Source organism: Methylocapsa palsarum (genome assembly GCF_900114285.1).
GTDB lineage: Bacteria > Pseudomonadota > Alphaproteobacteria > Rhizobiales > Beijerinckiaceae > Methylocapsa > Methylocapsa palsarum.
This window is the reverse complement of record NZ_FOSN01000003.1, coordinates 56034-78328: the sequence shown is the minus strand read 5'-3', so window position 1 is coordinate 78328 and position 22295 is coordinate 56034. Positions and strand designations below refer to the sequence as shown.

The following is a 22295-nucleotide window of genomic DNA, read 5'->3' as shown; positions in this document are numbered from 1 at the left end:
GCCTCACGCCCCTGACGAAGCGGAACAAATTCATGAAAATCCTCTATTTCGCCTCGGTTCGCGAAAAGGTCGGCAAAGCCGAAGAAGACGTCACTCTTCCCGAGCGCGTCGCCACCGTCGCCGATCTGATGGGCTGGCTCAGCGAAAGAAACGAATCCTACGCGGCCGCCTTCGAGCATCGCAAAACCATCCGGGCGGCGGTCGATAAAACCCACGTCAATCACGAGACCGCTCTCGATTCGGCACGCGAAATCGCGTTCTTTCCGCCGATGACGGGAGGATAGCGCTTGGCGGCCGTCTCCATCGTCAAGGTCCAGCAGGAGAGTTTCGACGCGGCGGCTGAAAGCGCCGCGCTCATCAGCGGCCGCACAGATCTTGGCGCCGTCGTGACCTTCACCGGCCTTTGCCGCGACGAAGGCGGCGCGCTGGCCGCGCTCGAGATCGAATATTACCCCGGCATGGCTGAAGCCGAAATCAGCCGCATTGTCGATGAAGCGATCGCGCGCTGGCCCATCGCCGGCGCGATCGTCGTCCACCGGCACGGCCTCATCAAAGCGGGCGAGCCGATCGTCCTTGTCGCTACGGCCAGCGCGCATCGCGACGCGGCCTTCTCGGCTGCGTCCTTCCTGATGGATTATTTGAAAACTCGGGCGCCCTTCTGGAAAAAACAGCATCTGACCGACGATCCCTCGGGCGAATTCGCCGTGATTCGCGCCGGTGCGGCCGATTCAAAAAAAGAGTCGGATCACAAACTTTTATCCGGTTGGGTCGAGGCGGAAGCGAAAGACGAGGCCGCGGCGGGCAAGTGGAGCGGCTGAAAGGAAAGGCCGCTGGTCTTGCGGCGGTCTCCGATGCGCCCTTCGCGCGCCGGCGATCCGGGACTTCCCGGCGATGCGGAGAGAGCCCTTTCCGATCGCATGAAGTCATCCGATCGAGTAGAATATGATCCAGCGAGGAAACGCAGGCTTCGACGCGCGTTCGCGATCCCTGCTTCGGTTCTGAAGTATCGAGAAATTGCTCGCCTGAAGTATCGAGAATTGCTTGCGTCCCCGCCTTCCGGCCGCGCGGCGGGCGCTTTTATCGCCATCGTTCTTCAGGATAGGGCGGAAGCGTCAGAATGCGCGCGTCCTCGACCGGCGCGCCAACGGTAAAATGATAGACGTCCTGAAATGGCGCGTTCGTTTCAGGCAGGCCGAGCAAGGCGTGAACTTCGTCGTCGAAGAAGCAGCCGATGCCGGTTCCAGCGAGACCGGCGGCGGCCGCCCAGAGGTAGAGCGCCTGCCCGATGAGTCCCGCCTCCCAATGCAGGCGCCGGTAGCCGAAATCGCCGCAAAGATCGAGAATCCTGTCGAAATCGGCGATCATGGCGAGGCTGAAGCAGCCCTTGCCCGCGATGGCCTGGAGACACGAGAGGCGCGTCGCTTCCTTTTCGAACGAGCCCCCGCGCAAACGGAACAACGGCGCTTCGAAACCCGCGGGCGTCCACTCGAAATCGGACGATGCGGCGGCGCGAAATCTTGCCGAGGCCTCCGCGCCGCGCTCCAATGCATAAAGTCCGGGCTCGACGCCCTCGACGCGATGAACGAACAGGACAAGGGTCAGGCCGGCGGTCCAGGGAAAAGCGTTCATGAGCGGCCCGGCGCCCGGCATGACGGCGCCCAGCATTCCAAGGAAGGGACAAAGCGGCATGACCGCCTTGCCGTCGAATCGTTGCGCGCTGCGCCGCCTCCGCGCCGCCGCGGCGGCGGTCACGCCCGCGAACTCCGGAGGCGGCGGCAGGGGTGGAGCCGCCGAAGAAGGGTTCTTCTCAACCTCTCCGCCGCCCCGCGATTTCCGGCAAAACCGGACCGCGAGATCAACCAGCGGCCAGCCGTCATGATCCTCGCTCAATTGATTAGCGGCCCCGCGCCAGACGGGCGGCGCGGCGGTCAGCGCTCGCCAGTCAAGCGCGCCCGGCGGCGCGTCCGCGGCCGAGATCCAAAGCAGGAGATCGGGATGCTCCGCTTCGCGCCGGTGAGCGGCGTCCGGCCGGTTCAGGCCAAGGAGGTCCGCGACGTCATCGTCGGAGGGTTCCGGCAGAACGCTCGCTCGCCAGCCGAGCGCCGCGGCGGCCTGTGCGGCCGCGCCGATCGCGTGCCCTGCGTCGAGCTGGCAATAGCGAAAGGCCCGCTCGCCGTATTTCCACGCCTCCCTCCAGGGAATCGAACTCAGTCCCAGCAAAAAGCCGCCAGGGGGCAAAACACCCGCGACGGCGTAACTCGCCCGTTCCTCCAGCGCGTGGGCGAGCGGGGCGTAATGGTAGAGCCCTGCATGATCGCCCAGACCGGCGAGCGCGTCGAGAACGAGATAGGCCTCCGTCGGATGCAGGTTTCCGCTCGAGGGATTGTTGCGCAGCGCCCAGGTCGATCCTTCCGCGCTCTTCCATGCGCTGATCCCGAAAGCGAGTTCAAGGAAGAGCCCGAGCGCGTCGAGATCAAGCGGCGCGGGTCGCGGCGCCGCCTCGGGAAAGTGCGGCGTACCCTCCGCGCGCAGAAGCGGCAGCGAGATCTGCCGGCTTCCCGCGAACAGGCGATAGGGCGAGGGCTGCGATGTCCAATCTAAAAACGCCGGTCCCAGCGCATAGCGCATCGGCGCATGTTTCGTGCGCCGATGATAGCCGCGAATATCTTTGGGCAGACTGTCGTCATGCTGGAAGTTCATTGTCGCCCCGGCAGGATCCCTCCGGCAAACGCCGGACTCATCGATAGCCTTCCTCGGCCAGAACCTGCCGCACGGCGGGGCGCGTCCGCATGAGCTGATAGTGAGCGAGGCAGTTCGGCGGCAGCGCCAACCCGGTCTTGTCGGCCCAGAACTCGACGTAAAACAACGCCGCGTCCGCAATCGAGAAATCGCCCGCTATGTAATCCTTGCCCGTCAGGTCCGCGTTCACGGTTTCGAACGCCTTGCCGACGATCTCCCTGCCTTGCGCCTTGACGGCGTCGGGCGGGACCTTGTCTGACGCGTAGCGCTCGGGCGTGAAGACGCGACGGAAGCCGTCGCCGTGAATATGCTCGGCGCAAAACCTCAAACTCGCCATTGCGTCCTCGGCGGCGGCCGGAGTCTGCGGCAACAGCTTCCGGCGCGGATGAGCCTCCGCCAGCCATGTCGCAATCGAGACAAAATCGGTCAGCGCCACGCCGTCGTCCCGCACCAATGTCGGAATCGTTCCGCGCGGGTTGATGGCGAGATAGTCGGGCTTGAGATGGTCCCCTTTGACCAGATTGACGACATAGGCCTCGAAGATGAGGCCGATTTCCTCAAGCAGGATGTGAATGCCCGTCGAGCAGGACCCTGGCGTCATGTAAAACTTCATTCAATCCGCGCCTTGCCGGGAATTGCGATGAGACCCCTGGTCGCAATTGCCGCGCCAGATCGGCCTGTTCCGCGCGTCGCGCGCCGCGCCGTTGCGGACTGTCGCCGCTTGATCGCAAACGGGATTTTTTGATCGGAAACGGCTTGCGGATGAGAACAAATCATGTACATTTAACGTCATCGCAGCTCCCGTTGCGCACCAGCCCCGCTCATGCCAGAAAGAATGACATCAATGACTCAAGCGAAGCTTCGCCTTGTTGAAGGGACTTCCGTGGACAAGACCAAGGCGCTCGACGCCGCCCTGTCGCAGATCGAAAGAGCCTTTGGGAAAGGCTCGATCATGCGCCTTGGCAAGAACCAGAAGGCCGTCGAAATCGAAACCGTGCCGACCGGCTCGCTCGGGCTCGACATCGCCCTTGGAGTCGGCGGCCTGCCGCGCGGCCGGGTCATCGAGATTTATGGCCCCGAATCGTCCGGCAAGACCACGATGACGTTGCATGTGATCGCCGAAGCGCAGAAAAAAGGCGGGGTTTGCGCCTTTGTCGACGCCGAGCACGCGCTCGACACGGTCTACGCGCGAAAACTCGGGGTCAACCTTGAAGACCTTCTGGTTTCTCAGCCCGACACCGGCGAACAGGCGCTCGAAATCACCGACACGCTGGTTCGCTCCGGCGCCATCGACGTGCTCGTCATCGATTCGGTCGCGGCGCTGACCCCCCGCGCGGAGATCGAAGGCGAGATGGGCGACAGCCAGCCCGGGCTTCAGGCGCGGCTCATGAGCCAGGCGCTCCGCAAGCTTACGGCTTCGATCTCGCGATCCCATACGATGGTCATTTTCATCAATCAGATCCGGATGAAGATCGGCGTCATGTACGGCAGCCCCGAAACGACGACCGGCGGCAACGCGCTGAAGTTTTACGCGTCCGTCCGCCTCGATATCCGCAGGATCGGCTCGATCAAGGACCACGATGAAGTCATCGGCAACCAGACCCGCGTCAAGGTCGTCAAGAACAAGGTCGCGCCGCCCTTCAAGCAGGTCGAATTCGACATCATGTACGGAGAAGGCGTCTCGAAGACCGGCGAGCTCATCGATCTCGGCGTGAAGGCGGGCATCGTCGAGAAATCAGGCGCATGGTTTTCCTACGATAGTCAACGCCTTGGACAGGGCCGCGAAAACTCCAAGGCTTTCCTTCGGGCCAATCCGTTGATCGCCGATCGCATCGAACAGGCGATCCGGGAGAACTCGGGCCTGATCGCGGACCGGATCCTCGACCAGGCCGAGGAGTCCGATGACGCGTCAGGCGCTTGAAATTCGGCGCCTGAAGTCCATGTCCGCGTGACTCCCGCGTGCGAAATCCCAAATGAAATCTCAAGTGAACGAAAACGCGCGTCGCGGCCCCGATCGGGATGGCTGCGACATCGGTCTTTTCGCGCCCCAAAACTAATCTTGCCTTGACCGGGAAGTTTTTTGAAATAGACCTGCTAACTCAGACGTGAAGGCGCGGGGCGCACGCCGCAGCTCTAGAATTCGCCTGCGAGATGGACAATCGCGCCGCCGCCAAAAATCTGGACATCGGCAAAAACTGGACATCATGAATGAACGGCGTCAACGAGATCCGGTCCGCGTTTCTCAGCTTTTTTGCCAAAAACGGCCATGAGATCGTACAATCGTCGTCGTTGGTTCCCCGGAACGACCCGACGTTGATGTTCACCAACGCGGGCATGGTTCAATTCAAGAACCTGTTCACCGGCCAGGAAAAGCGGCCCTATTCCCGCGCGGCGACGGCGCAAAAATGCGTGCGCGCGGGGGGCAAACATAATGATCTCGACAATGTCGGCTACACCGCACGGCATAATACTTTCTTCGAAATGCTCGGCAATTTTTCGTTTGGCGACTATTTCAAGCCGCTCGCGATCGAACTCGCCTGGAAGCTGATCACGCAAGAGTTCGGGCTCTCGAAGGACCGCCTGCTCGTCACCGTCTATCATGATGACGATGAGGCCTTCGAACTCTGGCGGAAGATCGCGGGCTTTCCGGATTCGAGGATCATCCGGATAGCGACTTCCGACAACTTCTGGTCGATGGGCGACACCGGCCCCTGCGGCCCCTGTTCGGAGATTTTCTACGATCAGGGCGACAAGCTGCAAGGCGGCCCGCCCGGGAGCGCCGACGAAGACGGCGACCGATTCCTTGAATTCTGGAATCTCGTCTTCATGCAGTTTGAACAGGTCTCGCCCGGCGAACGGGTGGCCCTTCCAAAGCCGTCGATCGACACGGGCATGGGGCTTGAACGGATCGCTGCGCTCCTTCAGGGGGTGCAATCCAATTTCGACATCGACCTGATGCGCGCGCTGATCATCGCGGTCGGCGCCGCGACCGGGGTTGATCCCGACGGCCCGCAAAAGGCGAGCCACCGGGTCATCGCCGACCACCTTCGCGCCTCCGCCTTTCTCGTCGCCGATGGCGTCTCGCCGTCGAACGAGGGGCGCGGCTACGTGCTTCGCCGCATCATGCGCCGGGCTATGCGGCACGCGCAAATGCTGGGCGCCCCCGATCCTTTGATGTGGAAGCTCGTTCCGGTGCTTTCGCAACAGATGGGTCAGGCCTACCCCGAGCTTTTGCGGGCCGAACCCCTTATCATCGAAACCCTTCGCCTCGAAGAAACCCGCTTTCGCGAAACGCTCGCGCGCGGCCTGTCGATCCTCGACGAGGCCGTCCGCGATCTCTCGCAGGGAGATGCATTGCCGGGCGATGTCGCGTTCAAGCTCTACGACACTTACGGCTTTCCGCTCGACCTTACCAAGGACGCCTTGCGGGCGCGCGCCATTGACGTCGACGTCGAGGGTTTCGAGACCGCCATGGCGCGCCAGCGGGCCGAGGCCCGCAAATCATGGTCAGGCTCCGGCGAGACCGGAACGGAAAGAATCTGGTTCGCTCTCAAGGAGAAAACCGGGGCCACCGATTTTCTGGGCTATGACGCCGAACGGGCGGAAGGCGTCGTGCTCGCCTTGGTCAAGGACGGCGTCGAGGTCGACGCCTTGCGCGCTGGCGAAAGCGGCTCGGTCATTCTCAATCAAACGCCTTTCTATGGCGAATCCGGCGGACAGATCGGCGACGCCGGCATTCTTCAGACCAAAGACCTGCGGGTGCGGATTGGCGACACGCGCAAAAAGCTCGGCGACCTTTTCGTGCATGACGCCTTTGTCGAGGCCGGCGAAGTCAAGGCGGGACTCGCCGTCGAATTGATCGTCGATCACGCGCGCAGAACCGCCGTCCGCGCCAACCATTCAGCGACTCATCTGCTGCACGAGTCTCTCCGTCTCGTCCTCGGCGACCACGTCGCCCAGAAGGGATCGCTTGTCTCCGACGACCGGCTACGGTTCGACTTCGCTCATCCCAAACCGATTTCGGCGGAGGAACTCGCGCGGGTCGAGGACATCGCCAACAAAACGATCCTCGAGAACGCGCCGGTCGCTACGCGCCTGATGGCCGTCGAAGACGCGATCAATGCAGGCGCAAGAGCCCTTTTTGGCGAAAAATACGCAGACGAGGTCCGGGTCGTTTCAATGGGCTTTGCGCAGACCCCCGAGAACGGCGACGCCGCACCCGTCCCCTTCTCGATCGAGCTCTGCGGCGGGACGCATGTCGCGCGCACCGGCGATATCGGTCTCATCACGATCGTCTCGGAATCGGCCGTCGGAGCAGGCGTGCGGCGCATCGAGGCCAAGACCGCGGTCGAGGCGCGGCGCCATCTGAACCTCCAGACGCGCCGTCTTCACGAGGTGGCGGCGCTGCTGAAGACGCCGGACGAAGACGCCGCGGCGAAACTCGCCGGCTTGATCGATGAGCGCCGGAAACTCGAGCGGGAGTTAAGTGACGCGCGCAAAAAACTGGCCATGGGCGGCGACGACGCGGGGGCCCGACAGACGCGCGAGGTCGGCGGCGTCAAGTTCGCCGCGCGCACCGTGACCGGAATCGAGATGAAAGATTTGAAATCGCTTGCCGACGAAGCAAAGCAGGGAATCGGCTCCGGCGTCGTCGCCATCGTTGGCGTCGATGCTGACGGCAGGGCCGGGATCGTCGTCGGCGTCACCCCGGATTTGACTGGGCGCTTCGACGCCGTCGAACTGGTTCGGGCCGCGGCGCTCAAACTTGGCGGAAAGGGCGGCGGAGGCCGCCGTGATCTCGCGCAAGCCGGCGGCCCGGACAGCGCCGCGTCCGAAGCTGCGCTTGCGGCGGTCTGCGAAGGTCTGAGCGGCCAGGGGGCGTAGCGGAGGCTCGCGCAAAGCCAGGATCCAAACCCTTAAGTTCGACAAGCTTTAAAGCCGCTCGGGACGGTAAAGGATCTCCTCCGGCAAAGGGATCTTGGGACGACAAAGGATCCTTGGGACAGCAAAGGATCTCGCAAGAGCGAAGGAACTGAAGAGCAACTTGTTCGTTCAATAAGGGGAGTGGCAACGTATCCGGGTTGATTGCAACGGAGTAACGCCTGATGACCCAGCAAGACGAACGGCTATCGGCCGGAAAAACCGGGATGGAAGAAGCCGTTTCCGGAATGGCTGCAACAACGAAAAACTTACAGGCGTTTGCCGGCGAAGTGGCGCAGATGTCAAAAGAATCGTTTGAACACGCCACTCAGACCCTGGAAAAACTCCGCGGCGCTCACGGCGTCGAGGAAATAGTCACAATACAGACCAATTTCGTCAAGGAAGCCTTCGAGCACGCAGGTCAATACACCCGCCGCCTGGGCGAATTGATGTCAACCTTGCCTTTGGAAATAACGAAATCCTATCAGGAAGCCTGGTTGAAATCCGTGAGCACGGCCATTCGCTCGGCTGAGGAAGTCGGCCAATCGGCAGTCTCTAATGTCGAACGATTTTCCGATTCGGTGAGAAAAGTCTAGAGCGCTTTCCGATCGCATGAAGTCATGCGATTGATCAGAAATCGCTCCAGAGTCAAAAGCTTGATCATAGTCTTCTCGATTGGATTGATTCAACCCAATCGGACTATGCCCAGCCCGCCGCCTCGGCATACGCCGTCCAGGCTGGTCCGATTTACATTGCCGGCGCTGTGCGCTTTCTTCTGAAACCCTGAATGTCGAAATCCTGGCGCTCCGCTCGCCTCGTTTCGACGCATCTGGGTGGTGAAAGCGCGTGAAAAGGGTGAAGCCCTTGTTTAATGCGCCAAAAGTATGAAAAAGGACGCAAGCCTTGAGACGGCGATCCCGAAATCTTGCCCCGATTTGTCCATGCTTCGGCTCCTTCTTCTGCGACACGCCGAGGCTGCGACCTACGCCACCGGCGGAGATCTTCTGCGGCCTCTGACGCCGTCCGGACGCGCTGGCGCCGCCCGGATGGGGGAATATTTGCGCACGTCGAGACTTTCGCCAGACCGCATTTTATTCTCGCCGGCCTTCCGCACGCGTGAGACGCTCGACATCGTCGAACAGCAGATTCCGAAGCCCGTCGCCCGCTGGTCCGAACCCTCGCTCTACAATGCGGCCGTGAGCGCCATCGACGGCGTCCTCGCCAAAACGCCCAGCGGCGTAAAAAGCCTGCTGATTGTGGCGCACAATCCCGCCCTTGGCGAGTTCGCCAGCGCCAGGGCGAGCGACGGCGACGCCGGGAGCCTCGCCGCCATTCGCAGACATTTTCCCGCGCCCTGCCTTGCGGTCATCGATTTCGCCTGCGAGGATTGGAGCGACGCGGCGTCATGTCCTGGATGGCTTGACCGTTTCGTGACGCTCGCGACATTGTCCAATTCCTGAACATCGAAAGCGAAACAGATGTTGCTTAGCCCTCCCTTCAAAGAGGCAGGTGGATGAGTCCCGAGATCTTCGCCCTGGCGCTCGCGGCGATAAGCGGCGGCCCGGCCGAATGGCCCGGCTTGTCCGAGGCCGGCGCGCCGGGCGGCGCCAGCGGCATCGGCGCCGTTGCGGGGGAGGTCTTGCAACAGCCGCCTCCCGCGGCGGCTCTCCCGGTGTTCCGGCCAGCCGACCGCTCGGTGAGCAACTGGAAAGCTCAGTCGGCGGACAATCTGACGTTTCCTCATGATGCGGCCCTTGCCGACGATGTCCCCAATGTCCCGCGATGCGTCAAGCTCAACAATTACTGGTGCGTGAAGCGGGCCGGCTGGACGGGAGAACTCGCGGCCGACGCCGAAGGGCACGTCGCTTTCGCCTCAGCCTCGGAAGGCGCGATTGTCGCGGCCATGCTGCTGCGCCGCTATTATCTCAACTACGGGCTGCATTCGGCGAAGGCGATCCTTTCCCGTTGGGCCCCAGCGCAATGCGAATCAGCTGTCTTCCTCGGCAATCGCGCCAAAGCTCAACGAAACGTCTCGAAGACCGCCTCCCTCACCTGGATCGCAACGCGCGGGATCGGCAACACGCTCCGCGCGCGATGGCTGGCCTCGCACCGGCCGGGCTTCACCGGCAGCCGGGCCGCAAGCGCGGAGAAGCCCGCCAACAAGACGGCGTCAACCTTCTACCGTTCCAGAGTGCCGACCCGGACGGTCAGCTTGATGCGCGCGCCCGAAATAGCGGTCGGCATGGGGGAACGCGCGCTGGACCACGCGCCCATCAAGATCGAACTTTTTGATTCGCCCGGGCCTCCGGAGACGCGCGGCGCTCCCTGCCCGAGCGAAGGTCAAAGGCTCCTGAACTACGCCATAAGGGCGATCGAAGGGCTGGCGTCCAGTCCAGACGAAGATTTGAATCTCTTTTCCCGAGATGGAACGCCGGGAACGAACCTTCCGCTTCTAATGCGCAATATGGCCGGAGTGGAAATCGGACCATTGTCGGTTCGCAAAGACCTCATCGATCAGGCCGTGGCGCTGGAGGCGGCTCGAACCGCAGCCCTTCAGGCCCCCGCGCCGCCTCCTCCCTGAAAGCCGGCGCGCCCGCGGCGGCGGCGGCTTTTTCACGACCGGCGCTTACGCGGCTCGTTTTTGATCTCCCTATGATTGCTCAATAGCGCCAAAAAACTCTCAAGTTATTGATCATAAATGAATTTATAATGCCGCCACGACGCCGCGACGCGATCTCAGTCCAAAGCCGCGCGGATCAGAGCGTTCTCCCGTCGGATCGATTCAATCTGAACCAAATTTGCGCTCGAGCGCTTTCCGATACATGCAGTCATGCGATCGATCAGAAATCGCTCCAGAGTCGAAAGCTTAAGCATATTCTTGTCGATCGGATTGATTCAATCCCATCGGAATATGCTCTAGACAACCCAAACTCTCCTTTTCGAAAACCACCGGGACCGACACTTGGCGCTCATTTCCGACCTTTTCTTTGAAGCCCGCGCCGCAGCGCAGAACCTGCTTGAATACGCCGTCGGTCCGCATGTCCGGCTGGGCGTCACCGGGCTGTCGCGCGCAGGCAAGACCGTTTTCATCACGGCGCTGATCGAACATTTAACCAAGGCCGCGGCGCGAGGGGCGCAGCGCAATGCTTTGCCGGTGTTCAGGGTGCGGGCGGAAGGACGCCTCAGCGCAGGCTCCCTGGAGCCGCAACCCGACGACGCCGTCCCTCGCTTCGCCTATGAAGAGCATGCCGCCGCGCTCAGCGGCGGAAGCAGCGGCCCGGAAGGGCGGCATTGGCCGCAATCGACGCGCCGGATATCCGAACTCCGTCTGCGCCTCGATTTCGAATCAAGAGGCGGCTTTCGTCCGGGGCCCCAATCGCTGGCGATCGACATTGTCGATTACCCGGGGGAATGGCTGCTCGATCTGCCGCTGCTCAATAAGTCCTTCGCTCAATGGTCGCGCGAAACCTTTATAGCATCGGCCACCGCCGCGCGGGCCCCGCTGTCGACGAAATGGCGCGAGTTCGCCGGAGCCTCGACGCCGATCGCCAAGGCAAGCGAGGAAGACGCCCGCCGCGCGGCCGAACTCTTCACGCAATACCTTCGCGCCTGCCGCGCCGACGAATATAGTTTCTCCAGTCTGCCGCCGGGCCGTTTCCTCATGCCAGGCGACCTCGAAGGATCCCCGGCGCTCACCTTCGCGCCGCTCGCCGTCGACGAGGGCGCCGTCTACGCCCCCGATTCCCTCGCGGGGATGATGGAGCGACGCTTCGAGGCCTACAAGACGCACGTGATCAGGCCGTTTTTTCAGGATCATTTCGCCAGACTGGACCGCCAGATCGTTCTCGTCGACGCGCTGTCCGCGCTGAATGCCGGGCCGGCCGCGATCCGCGATCTCGAAGTCGCAATCACAGATGTGCTGACGGCCTTCCGGGTCGGGCGAGGCGGTTTCCTGATGAACCTGTTCCGCCCAAGGATCGACAAAATCCTTTTCGCCGCGACCAAGGCGGATCATTTGCACCACACCAGCCACGACAGGCTCGAGGCGATCTTGCGGCTCATCACCGCCCGCGCGATCGCCCGCGTCGAGACGATCGGCGCGGAGGTGGACGTCATCGCGCTCGCCGCGGTTCGCGCGACCCGCGAAGCAAAAGTCAACGGCTTCGGCCAAGCCCCCATGGAAGCCGTCATCGGCACGCCTCTCGATCAGGAGCGTATCGGCGATGAAGTTTTCGACGGAAAGTCGGAAGCCGCGATTTTTCCAGGCGAATTGCCACGCGATCCGCAAGCGATCCTTCTCGGCGAACCCCTCGCAATCATGGCCAACGAAATCGACTACCGGTTCGTCCGCTTTCGTCCGCCGCCGCCAAGGAGAGCTCCGGATGGAACCTTGCTGCCCCCACCCCATATTCGGATGGACCGCGCGCTGCAGTACCTCCTTGGCGACAAACTGACCTGACTCCTTGGGCGACAAACCTACCCGAACTTGGAAAGGGCTTTTCCTGTGACGCCTGACCAGAAACGCCCGCCGCGCGCATTCCGCCTCGACGAGCTCAACCTCAACCAGGGCGAGGCGACGCCTCGCCAGCCGGTGGTGATCGAATCCACGCACGACCCTTTCGAGGCCGAAATCGAGGCCATCACCGCCCTCGATCTGGACGAGGCGGCGATCGAGAAGGCGCAGAAAAAGGGCGTCTTCGCTCGTATGGCGATGTCCTGGAGCGGCGCCTTCTGGTCTGCGATCGGAGGCCTCGTCTCCCTCGCCGCCGGGCTTTGGATCACTCACCTGATCGACGATCTTTTCGCGCGCGCGCCGGCTCTCGGACTCATCGGCCTTGTGCTGGCGGGGATCGCGGCGCTCGCCTGCTTCGTTCTCGCCGCCCGCGAATTTAGCGCGGTCAACCGGCAACGCCGTATCGCCGAGCTTCACATCGGCCTCGCACGAGCGCGGGAGGCCGACGATTTCGAGGACGCGCGCCGGCTGGTCCGCGAATTATCGGATCTCTACGCCGAGCGTCCCGACGCGTCCGTCGCCCGTGCGCAGTTGCGCGAACTCAGCCGGGATATCGTCGACGGCAGCGACCTCATCGACATCGCCGAGCGCACCCTCGTCGAACCGCTCGACCGCCAGGTGCGCCAGGAGATCGCGTCGGCGGCCAAACGCGTCTCGGTCGTGACGGCGCTCGCCCCGCGCGCGATCATCGACGTGATTTTCGTGATCGCGCAGGCGATCCAGCTGATTCGCCGCATCTCGGTGATCTACGGCGGAAAGCCCGGATTTCTCGGCTTCCTCAAGGTGCTCCGCTCGATCGGCGCCCATATCGCGATCACCGGCGGCATGGCGGCCGGCGACAGCATCCTGCAACAATTCCTCGGCCATGGCATCGCCGCGAGAATTTCGGCGCGGCTCGGCGAAGGCGTCCTGAACGGGCTCTTGACGGCGCGCGTCGGACTCTCGGCAATGGCGGTTTGCCGTCCGACGCCTTTCGTCATCGTGCGGGCGCCGGGCGTCGCCGATGTCGCGCCCTTCCTGTTCACCAAGGGCGACAAGAAAAAGGGCGACATGAAAGAGGACAAGAAGGGCTGACGCCGCCAATCCCGGCTCGCGAAGACGCGGGCGGTTGTCGGGAGCAAGAGCTCCAGCCGCTCAAGGACGAAACCAGTTTTCAAGCTTCGGAAGCGGAATGTGAACGCTCACGCGAGTCCTCGTTTGAGGCCACTCCCGGCGACGCCTCGAACGTCGAGCGGAAGACGATGACCGCCGCCTTGCCGAAGCCGTAGCTTGTGAGCAGAAGGCTGGCCATGAGATAAAGAAAAAAGACCGTGTAGATCGCGCCGCTCGGAGGCGCCGGACTGTCCACGACCGGAAAGACGGCCTGCAAAAGAAACAGACTGGAATTTGTGAAAGCCCCGACAACCATCGCCCAGCGCACATGCCAGGGCAGCGGCGTCTTCGCTGCATAAAAACCAAGGATCAGCGCGGTCATGACCAGAAAGTCGAGATGCGCCTGAAGCACGCGCGAGAATTTACCGGGGAAGATCTCCTTCAAGACCGGCAGACCAAAAGCCAATCCAACAAGGCACCATGCGAGGACCAGCGCGGCCAATAGCCAGAGGCAGGCGCCGCGCAACAGCGTCACATTGCCGGCATGTCTGGAGTCTTGAGGCATTTTCGCTCCCGATGTTTTATCGAACAAAGCTTTGCGCGCGGCCGCTTCGGACCCTCGCGAACGACCTCAGTCTAGCTCTCTTCGCCCGGCGCCACATGCGCGGGGCGGAACAAAAACTTGACTGTGGCGGCTGTTGCGGGAGCGCGGCTGTCAGAGCAACATACCCGAAGCCGTCCGTTCGCAAGGAAGCCGCTCATGAACGCTCCCCTCCCCCTTAAGACAGCGCCTCGGGAGTCGGCGGCGCCTTTGCGGTTCTCCACAAACGACGTACCCGTCGCCGATCGCGCCGGCTGGCTGCGCGACGTCATCTGCCGGGAATACGCCGATATCGAAGTCGTCTCGCCGACAAGACAGTTTCTGTCCCAGGAGATAACGATCCATTCATGGGATAATCTGCGTTTGTCGATCGTTCATTCGAACGGCGTCGAGCTTGAGCGCCGCGGCGTGGAGCCACAGCTTCCCAGCCATGACGTCTATCTGGCCGTTGTCCTGCTGTCCGGTCATTATGTTCTGGAGCAGGATGGGAAAGAGGCGGTCCTTCTGCCCGGCGACATGACCTTTTATGACATGACGCGGCCGCATCGAATCCATTGTCGGAGATTATTCCAAGCTCCTTTTGTCGATACCCCGGCCGGTGCTCAAAACCCGGATGGCGGGGGTCGAACATTGCGCCGCGCTCAGCATTTCCGGCTCCAAGGGCGTCGGAGCGGTCGCGTCGAATTTCATGCGCGCCTCTGGCCTGCGCGCCGGCGCGTTCACGCCGCAAGAGTCCGCGGCGATCGCCGATCCGGCGCTCGATCTGGTGACGCTGGCCCTGGCTTCGGTTCGGCCGACGAATTTCACCTTGTCGCGAAGTCGGTCGGCGTCAATGTTTCGCATCAAGGCGTTGCTTGAACAGCGCCTTGCCGAATGCGGCCTCAACACCTCCATGATCGCACGGCAGGCAGGCCTCTCGGCGCGCTATCTCAACGACCTGTTTGGCGAGGAGGGAACGTCGCTCATGCGTTATGTGTGGCGGCGCCGGCTCGAACATTGCGCGAAAGAAATGACCGACCCAAGACATGCCGGCGACCGCATTTCGGATATCGCGTTCCGGTGGGGGTTTAACGATTCCTCACACTTCTGCCGCTCGTTCAAACAACACTTCGGCTGCGCTCCACGCGAGTATCGACTCCGCCGATAGATTGCCGCTCCATGCTTCGCCCATCCGAACGGAGAAAAAGTCTTCGGTGGGCGCTACAGGCCTCGAATCTCCCACGCACGCCCACCTGTTGGCGAAGACGCCTTAGAGCATAGTCCGATCGGATTGAATCAATCCAATCGATAAGAATATGCGCAAGCCTTTGACGCTGGAGCGATGTCTGATCGATCGCATGATTTCATGCGATCGGAAAGCGCTCGAGCCTTAATGCGCGCCCGCTGTCGTCGGATCCCAGAGCATGAACCCCGTCTCCGGCGACGCCGAGGCGCCCGGCAGCGCGCAGGCGGGACTATACTGCTCGCCATGGGTCCGATCGGCGCACAAAACGGATCCCTCGCTCGGGCTGGATTTGAAAAGCTGATGGCTGCGCCAGCTCGTATCGGCGAAATTCGGATCCTTCTGCACGATTGAGCCGATATCCTGGGTCGCGCCGGTATGTTCATCGGGCGCGGCCTGCCACGCCTCGAACGGCGTCGACTGCCCGAAATGCGTGAGCGGCGCGTCGGCCCGGTAGTAGAGATTGCTTGCGGTTGAAATCTCGCGAGGGCTCCAGTTTTTCCCAAGGTTCGCCGGGTTCCCCGCAATGGCGCCCCATCCGTCCACCCAAGCGGGTTTCGCGGGATCATTCATGTTGAACGAGACGATGTTCTTCTGAAAAACCGCCCAGGGCTGAACGCCCGAATAGGTTCCGGCGGTCGTAAACTGCTTTGCCGGCAACATGATCAGGTTTCCGACCCGCGGCTCGCGGCCTGTGGCCTGCAGTCCGCGCGTGTAATTCGCATAGAAAATGTTGTCGTGAAAACTGTCGTTCCACATCCCGGTCCATTGCAGCATCCGATTTTGGCTGCCGGAACAAATGTTCTGATAGAAATCGATCCCGAACGATGTGTTCAAATCGAAATAGCATGAAACTCCGTCGAACCCCGTCGGCGTCAACGATCCGCTCTGCGTGGTCGGCCATTTCGACGACCAGGCTCCGTTGATGACGTTGTGATGCTCCACTGTCCGATGCGAGGGCGTGACATTGTCGCCGCCGAGGCTTCCCGCGCTATACCAGCAGCCGAAATCGGACGACAAGCCCGCGCCGGGGACGCGAAGGCCGTAGATCGTGCGTTCGGTTCCGCAATCATCCGCGCGATTGTAGGTGAAAACGCCGCTCCTGGTTTCGATCCGGGCCATCGAATTGTCGATGACGCTTATTCCCAGAACATACGCCCATCTCGCAGCATCGATGACGGAATTATGCGTGACCGTCGCATGATCCCAGGCGAGCAGCGCGATCGAAGCCGGTCCGCTTTGCAGGACGCCGGTCTGCTCGAATCGATTGTTCGAGATCGTAAAATGACCGTCGTTGACGTTGTTGGCGCCATAGGCCTGCTCGGCATAATGCTTCCAGAAAGGCGTCTGCGGCAGATCGCCTCCCCGGAACGTTCCATCAACATACTGGGAATATCCGCCGCCGCCGAGGACGCCGTAGGTTCCTATGTCGCGGAACGTCGAATTGCTGATTGTCCAGTAGTTGGATCCAAGAACGCCGGCGAAAGCGCCTTCGCTGAGACCGGAAAAAACGGCGTGATCGACGACGACGTTATGCGATCCGAGCAGCGCGAAGGCCGGATATCCGATGTAGGCGGCCGCCATCCCGTCCGACATGCCGCCTGTCGCTCCCATCGGAGAGACTTCGCGCGTGAATACGCTTGTGTTGGTATGTTTGAATTGAAGGCCTGAAAACCTGAGGTTTCCGGCCAGCGCCGAGGCGCTTACGGGCGAACCGTCGTTCCTCGAATTGCTTATCCGAACGAGCGACTTGGCGTATGGAGCGTAGATCGTCGTGTTGGCCGGCGTTTCGCCAGCGAGCGGACGATAGGTCAGCGCGCCCGTCTTCCGGTTGAGATACATCTCTCCCGGCGCGCAGCAATCCGTTTCGAAATTCATCCGGCGCCACGGCGAACCCGCGATCAAGACATTGTGCTGCGACGAGTCGACGGCGGCGAAGGAATGGCTCGTCAATGTCACCGCCTGCCCTGAGATATGCGCGACGGGATAGACATGCCGTCCGATATTTCCAAGCTCGATCTTTTCGTCGCCCGTCAGCGGCCAGCTCGCGCAAGCTTCGGCCGATGGCGCCGAGGAAAAGGCCGCGCCCTTCTGTACGCCGGGGTCTGACGTCACGACGAGATGCGAGTCGTCAAGGACCGAGGCAATCGTGTAGCTGACGCCCGCGATTGTAATCTGGGTCATTTTCGCGTCGAAAGGGGCGGCGCCGGACATTCTGGAAACCGTAAAAGCAGGGCTGCTTACGGTGTCGGCGGATCCCGAGATCGCGGCGCAATTGCCGCCCGCGTTGACGCCGAAAACATTGACGCGCGGAATGGGATTGCTTTCGTCGCCGTAATAGAGCGCGCGCACCTCGTCATAATAGATCGGCGCGGATCCGCTCGCCTGCGGAATTATCCGCGCGGAGCTCCCTTCCTCGCGCAGTTGCAGCGTGTTGTTGGTCGGACAGTTCATCGAGAGGTAAGGTTTTCCAGCCACGAAAGGAGCGGGCGGCGCGCCGCCAAACCGCACCCGAGTGCCGCCACAAAACGCAAAACCGTTCTCGACCGTGATATTCGGGCTGAAAGCGTTGAATGCCGCCGACTGCGAAACCTGGACGCCGGCGCCATAGGTCGCTGGCTGCGCGGACTCAACATGAAACCAGTCGTGGTCGCCGCGCTGCGGCCGCACCGGATGCCAAATGCGATGTTCGCCCGCCGGCCCCTCGGCCCACATGTAGGCGAAATAATTGGCCGCGTTCGCCCCGGTCGCCGGAAATGTTCCGGGGGCCTTGGCCGTCCATACGCCATCCGGCCGGACCGTCCAGCCGGTCACGAGACGGCCGCCGTCGATCACTGGAACCTCGGACAGGTATTGCGCGTAGGTGACGTAATTTGTTTGAGGCGCGCCGTTCGCGCCAGCGTCCGCGACCTTGTCCAGCGTATTAAACACCACCGGACCGGTCTGGAAATAATGACCGCCGCGCAACAGAACCAGATAGCTCGCCGCTGGATTCGCCGAGATCTTAGCGCGAATGATGGCTCGCGCCTTGTCTAGCGTGGCGACCGGACAGTTCGGAAACCCGTCTTTTCCGGGCCCCGCGCGCGAACCGTTGCAGGCGTCGCTGCCGGAAGGACTGACATAGACGTCGGCCTTCGGAACGCCGGGCGAAGGCCTCGCGTCTTTTTCCTGGGCCGAGGCGGCGACGGGCTGCAACGCTAGACAGGCAATCGCCAGACACCCAATCGCCAGATACGCAATCGCATGGCGCGCAATCAGCATCCAGAAACTCCTTCCCTCGCCTGATCTCCTCTCATTGGAGAAAAGCGGCGACGAAATGGTGGAGACGATCAAATAATCACGCAAGCAGGCAATATCATGAACACGCAAGGGTTGCGGGCGTCGGTCCGGACGGCATGCGCAACGTCTTGACCCTGCTCGTCGATGTCGGCGCCGTCACGTTCGCCTTGAGGCGGACATGGAAGCGGGCGTCGGAGACGGCGGCGATCATTGAGGCGAGGACGCTATTCCACCCGCCAAAAAGCGGCGGCCCTCCCCTGGATCGGGTTCGACCATCGCCAAGCCCGGCGCTACGACGCGCCGGGTCAAAAGCCGCCAGTCAGGCGGCGGAGTGGAAGAGCGCTTAATTCTTATCCTTGTCCACAAGCTTGTTCGCGCCGATCCAGGGCATCATCGCCCGAAGCCGCGCCCCGACTTCCTCGATCGGATGCGCAGCAGCCTTGGCCCGCATCGCCTTGAACGAAGTCTGGCTGACCTCGTTTTCGAGCATCCAGTCCCGGGTGAAACGGCCGGACTGAATATCGGTCAGCACGCGCTTCATCTCGGCCTTGGTCTGCGGCGTCACAATGCGCGGGCCGGTGACGTATTCGCCGTATTCCGCGGTATTCGACACGGAATAATTCATGTTGGCGATGCCGCCCTCGTAGATGAGGTCGACGATGAGCTTCACTTCATGAAGGCATTCGAAATAGGCCATCTCGGGCGCATAGCCGGCCTCGACGAGCGTCTCGAATCCGTTGCGGATCAGTTCGACGAGACCGCCGCAGAGCACCGCCTGCTCGCCGAAAAGATCGGTTTCGCATTCCTCGCGGAAGGTCGTCTCGATAATGCCCGCGCGGCCGCCGCCGATCGCCGAGGCGTAGGATAGGCCAAGATCAAGCGCGTTGCCGGACGGGTTGCGCTCGACGGCGATGAGGCAGGGCACGCCGCCGCCGCGCTTGTACTCCGACCGCACCGTGTGGCCGGGGCCCTTCGGCGCGACCATCAGGATGTCGAGGTCGCCGCGCGGCTCGATGAGATTGAAATGAATATTCAGGCCATGGGCGAACAACAGCGCCGCGCCCTCTTTGAGGTTTTTGCTGAGATGATCGCGGTAGATGTCGCGCTGCAATTCGTCGGGGGCGAGCATCATGACGGCGTCGGCCCATTTGGCGGCGTCGGCGACGCTCTTCACGTCAAGGCCTTCCTTTTCGGCTTTCTTTGCGGTCGCCGAATCCTCGCGCAGGGCGACGCAGACGTCCTTGACGCCGGAATCCCTGAGGTTCAGAGCGTGCGCATGACCCTGGCTTCCAAAGCCGATGATCGCGACTTTCTTGCTCTTGATAAGATTGATGTCGGCATCCCGATCGTAATAGACGCGCATGGCGTGACGTTTCCCCTTGATGACTCTAGGCAGCGTGAATTTCGTGACGCTCTACACCGCGGCCGCGCCGCGGTCAAAGCGCGCGGCGCGTACGCGCGAGTTCGGCGCGAAAGCTAGATCGGATTTGGCCCGCGCGAGATCGCGGCGACGCCGGTGCGCGCCACCTCGACGAGGCCGATCGGGCGCATGAGGTCGATGAACTGATCGATTTTGCCCACATTGCCGGTGAGTTCGAAGACGAAGCTTTCGATCGAGGCGTCGATCACCCTCGCCCGGAAGGCGTCGGCGAGCCGCAAGGCTTCATCACGGCAGGCGCCTTTTCCGGCGACCTTGATCATTGCGAGTTCGCGCTCGACAGCGCCGCCGCGCAGGGTCAGATCAGTCACCTTGTGGATCGGCACGAGGCGCTCCAGCTGATGGCCGATCTGCTCGATGGCCTCGGGCGTTCCGGACGTCACAATGGTGATCCGCGAAAGATGTTCGGCGTGCGCGACCTCAGCGACGGTGAGGCTTTCGATGTTGTATCCACGCCCGGAAAAAAGTCCGACGACGCGGGCGAGAACGCCGGGTTCGTTGTCGACGAGCACCGACAACGTATGCACCTCGATGTTCGATTTGCCGAGCGCGGACGAATAGGGCGAGAGCGGAGCGGAGGGAGCGGAAGGCGCGTTCATGTCGTTACACCAGCATCTTGCCGGGGGCGTCGATCATGGTCCCCATATCGGCGTCTTCGTCGGGCATGATCATTTCGTTGTGCGCCTTGCCCGACGGTATCATGGGCAGGCAATTTTCGGTCTTGTCGACGATGCAGTCAAAAATCACCGGGCGCGGAATGTCGATCATCTCCATGATCGCGGCGTCGAGGTCGGCTGGATCAGAACAGCGAATTCCGTGCGCGCCATAGGCTTCGGCGAGCTTGACGAAATCCGGCAACGCCTCCGAGTAGCTTTCCGAATAGCGGCCGCCGTGCAACAACTCCTGCCATTGCCGCACCATCCCCATGTATTCATTGTTGAGAATGAAGATCTTGACCGGCAGGCGATATTGCAGGGCGGTCGACATTTCCTGGATGTTCATCAAAATCGACGCTTCCCCCGCGATGTCGATGACGAGCGCCTGAGGATGCGCCATTTGCGCGCCTATCGCGGCCGGAAGGCCGTAGCCCATCGTTCCCAATCCACCGCTGGTCATCCAGCGGTTCGGCTCATCGAAATGATAATGCTGGGCCGCCCACATCTGATGCTGTCCGACTTCGGTCGTGATGTAGACGTCGCGGCTCTTGGTCAGTTCGTAAAGGCGCTGGACCGCGTATTGCGGCTTGATCACCGTGTCGGAGGCCTTGAACGAGAGCGAGCGGCGGGCGCGCCACTTGTCGATCTGCGCCCACCATCTGGCGAGCGCCCCGGCGTCCGGCTGTTTGCCCTGCGCCCGGTAGGCGTCGACCAGCTGCCTCAGCACGTGGGAGCAATCGCCGACGATGCCGAGATCGATCTTGACGTTCTTGTTGATCGAGGACGGATCGATGTCGATGTGAATTTTCTTCGACCCCGGCGAAAACGCGTCGAGCCGTCCGGTGATGCGATCGTCGAAGCGGGCGCCGACGGCGATCATCAGATCGCAGTCGTGCATCGCGTTGTTGGCCTCAAACGTCCCATGCATGCCGAGCATGCCGATCCATTGCTTGTCGCTGGCCGGAAACGCGCCAAGCCCCATCAGGGTGGAGGTCACCGGAAAGCCGGTCAGTCCCGCGAGTTCGCGGAGCAAGGAAGACGCCTCCAGGCCGGAATTGACGACGCCGCCTCCCGTATAGAAAATCGGGCGCCTCGCCGTCGCCATCATGGCGACTGCCTGCGCGATCTTGTCGGCGTCGCCGTCGAGCTTCGGCTTGTAGGTCTTGTGTTCGATCCTGTCGGGCAGCAGGTAGGCTCCGAGCGCGAACTGGACGTCCTTCGGGATGTCGATGACGACCGGCCCCGGACGGCCATTCTGCGCGACGTAGAACGCCTCGTGCAGGATGCGCGCGAGATCCTCGACCTGGCGGACGAGATAATTGTGCTTGGTGCAATGCCGGGTGATGCCGACCGTGTCGCATTCCTGGAAGGCGTCCGATCCGATGAGATGGGTCGGCACCTGTCCGGTGATGCAGATGAGCGGGATCGAATCCATCAAGGCGTCGGTGAGGCCGGTGATCGTGTTGGTGGCCCCTGGCCCCGACGTCACGAGGAGAACGCCGACCTTTCCGCTGGAGCGCGCATAGCCCTCGGCGGCATGCGCCGCTCCCTGCTCATGGCGCACGAGCACGTGCTTGATCTGATCCTGATGAAACAGGGCGTCGTAGATCGGCAGAACCGCGCCGCCCGGATAGCCGAAAATCGTGTCGACGCCCTGGTCTTGCAACGCCCGGACCACCATTTCCGCGCCTGTCATCAGATTGGACATGTCTTCGCTCCGGCCTTTAACGTTCGGCTTGGGACAATCGGGCAACAAAAAAAGGCCCCGGAGGGCCTTCGGACGAGCGCCAGGATCGGGGTTCCGGAGCCTAGCTCCGTCCCGCCTCCGGCGCAAA

General features: G+C 62.1%; 17 protein-coding genes and 1 pseudogene. 11 read left to right on the top strand and 7 right to left on the bottom strand.

Features of this window, described 5'->3' with window-relative positions:
- Positions 1-32 precede the first annotated feature (32 nt).
- Both moaD and BM177_RS05020 read left to right on the top strand, forming a co-directional pair.
- On the top strand, positions 33-284 hold the full coding sequence (gene moaD, locus BM177_RS05025) for a molybdopterin converting factor subunit 1 (protein WP_091679130.1): 252 nt from the start codon (positions 33-35) through the stop codon (positions 282-284).
- Between the two features lie 3 nt (positions 285-287).
- On the top strand, positions 288-818 hold the full coding sequence (locus tag BM177_RS05020; protein WP_091679127.1) for a molybdenum cofactor biosynthesis protein MoaE: 531 nt from the start codon (positions 288-290) through the stop codon (positions 816-818).
- Positions 819-1077: 259 nt separating this feature from the next.
- Here the strand turns inward: BM177_RS05020 and BM177_RS05015 are convergent, their stop codons facing one another.
- Together BM177_RS05015 and BM177_RS05010 are read right to left on the bottom strand one after the other, a co-directional pair.
- Entirely contained in the window at positions 1078-2700 is a 1623-nt protein-coding gene (locus tag BM177_RS05015) for a nitroreductase family protein (RefSeq protein WP_091679125.1), read from the bottom strand.
- Between the two features lie 37 nt (positions 2701-2737).
- Positions 2738-3352 carry a glutathione S-transferase family protein gene (locus BM177_RS05010; protein WP_091679121.1) on the bottom strand — a complete coding sequence of 205 codons (615 nt, stop codon included), beginning with the start codon at positions 3350-3352 and terminating at the stop codon, positions 2738-2740.
- Between the two features lie 231 nt (positions 3353-3583).
- Between BM177_RS05010 and recA the strand changes: the two genes are divergently transcribed.
- The 7 genes from recA (at position 3584) to BM177_RS04975 (ending at position 13246) form a co-directional block, all read left to right on the top strand.
- A complete protein-coding gene (gene recA / locus BM177_RS05005; protein ID WP_091679119.1) occupies positions 3584-4660 on the top strand; it encodes a recombinase RecA in 1077 nt (358 codons plus the stop codon).
- A 287-nt stretch (positions 4661-4947) separates the two neighbouring features.
- Positions 4948-7623: an alanine--tRNA ligase gene (alaS, locus tag BM177_RS05000; protein WP_091679117.1), complete on the top strand. Its 2676-nt coding sequence runs from the start codon at positions 4948-4950 to the stop codon at positions 7621-7623.
- 221 nt (positions 7624-7844) lie between these two features.
- Positions 7845-8255 (top strand): phasin family protein, encoded by a 411-nt coding sequence (locus tag BM177_RS04995; RefSeq protein WP_091679114.1) that lies wholly within the window; start codon positions 7845-7847, stop codon positions 8253-8255.
- Positions 8256-8600: 345 nt separating this feature from the next.
- Positions 8601-9119, top strand: a complete 519-nt coding sequence (locus tag BM177_RS04990) for a SixA phosphatase family protein (protein WP_175492502.1) — start codon at positions 8601-8603, stop codon at positions 9117-9119.
- Positions 9120-9172: 53 nt separating this feature from the next.
- On the top strand, positions 9173-10240 hold the full coding sequence (locus BM177_RS04985; protein ID WP_091679105.1) for a hypothetical protein: 1068 nt from the start codon (positions 9173-9175) through the stop codon (positions 10238-10240).
- 381 nt (positions 10241-10621) lie between these two features.
- A complete protein-coding gene (locus BM177_RS04980) occupies positions 10622-12118 on the top strand; it encodes a YcjX family GTP-binding protein (RefSeq protein WP_091679099.1) in 1497 nt (498 codons plus the stop codon).
- Between the two features lie 45 nt (positions 12119-12163).
- On the top strand, positions 12164-13246 hold the full coding sequence (locus BM177_RS04975; protein WP_091679095.1) for a YcjF family protein: 1083 nt from the start codon (positions 12164-12166) through the stop codon (positions 13244-13246).
- A 79-nt stretch (positions 13247-13325) separates the two neighbouring features.
- Here BM177_RS04975 and BM177_RS04970 read toward each other — a convergent pair whose 3' ends face one another.
- Positions 13326-13829, bottom strand: coding sequence for a hypothetical protein (locus BM177_RS04970; protein ID WP_091679091.1), 504 nt, complete (start codon positions 13827-13829; stop codon positions 13326-13328).
- A gap of 195 nt (positions 13830-14024) precedes the next feature.
- Here BM177_RS04970 and BM177_RS21090 point away from each other — a divergent pair.
- Both BM177_RS21090 and BM177_RS20485 read left to right on the top strand, forming a co-directional pair.
- A pseudogene (locus tag BM177_RS21090) lies at positions 14025-14444 on the top strand (AraC-like ligand-binding domain-containing protein); the annotation flags it as partial.
- A gap of 19 nt (positions 14445-14463) precedes the next feature.
- On the top strand, positions 14464-15012 hold the full coding sequence (locus tag BM177_RS20485; protein ID WP_244532121.1) for a helix-turn-helix domain-containing protein: 549 nt from the start codon (positions 14464-14466) through the stop codon (positions 15010-15012).
- A 222-nt stretch (positions 15013-15234) separates the two neighbouring features.
- On the opposite strand, the gene BM177_RS04960 is transcribed toward BM177_RS20485, so the two are convergent.
- From BM177_RS04960 to BM177_RS04945, 4 genes are all read right to left on the bottom strand, one after another.
- Positions 15235-18348, bottom strand: coding sequence for a right-handed parallel beta-helix repeat-containing protein (locus BM177_RS04960; RefSeq protein WP_139223514.1), 3114 nt, complete (start codon positions 18346-18348; stop codon positions 15235-15237).
- Positions 18349-18709: 361 nt separating this feature from the next.
- On the bottom strand, positions 18710-19729 hold the full coding sequence (gene ilvC / locus BM177_RS04955; protein ID WP_091679082.1) for a ketol-acid reductoisomerase: 1020 nt from the start codon (positions 19727-19729) through the stop codon (positions 18710-18712).
- 113 nt (positions 19730-19842) lie between these two features.
- Complete coding sequence (gene ilvN, locus BM177_RS04950; protein WP_091679079.1) at positions 19843-20403, bottom strand: acetolactate synthase small subunit; 561 nt, start codon at positions 20401-20403, stop codon at positions 19843-19845.
- Positions 20404-20407: 4 nt separating this feature from the next.
- Entirely contained in the window at positions 20408-22168 is a 1761-nt protein-coding gene (locus BM177_RS04945) for an acetolactate synthase 3 large subunit (protein WP_091679076.1), read from the bottom strand.
- Positions 22169-22295 lie beyond the last annotated feature (127 nt).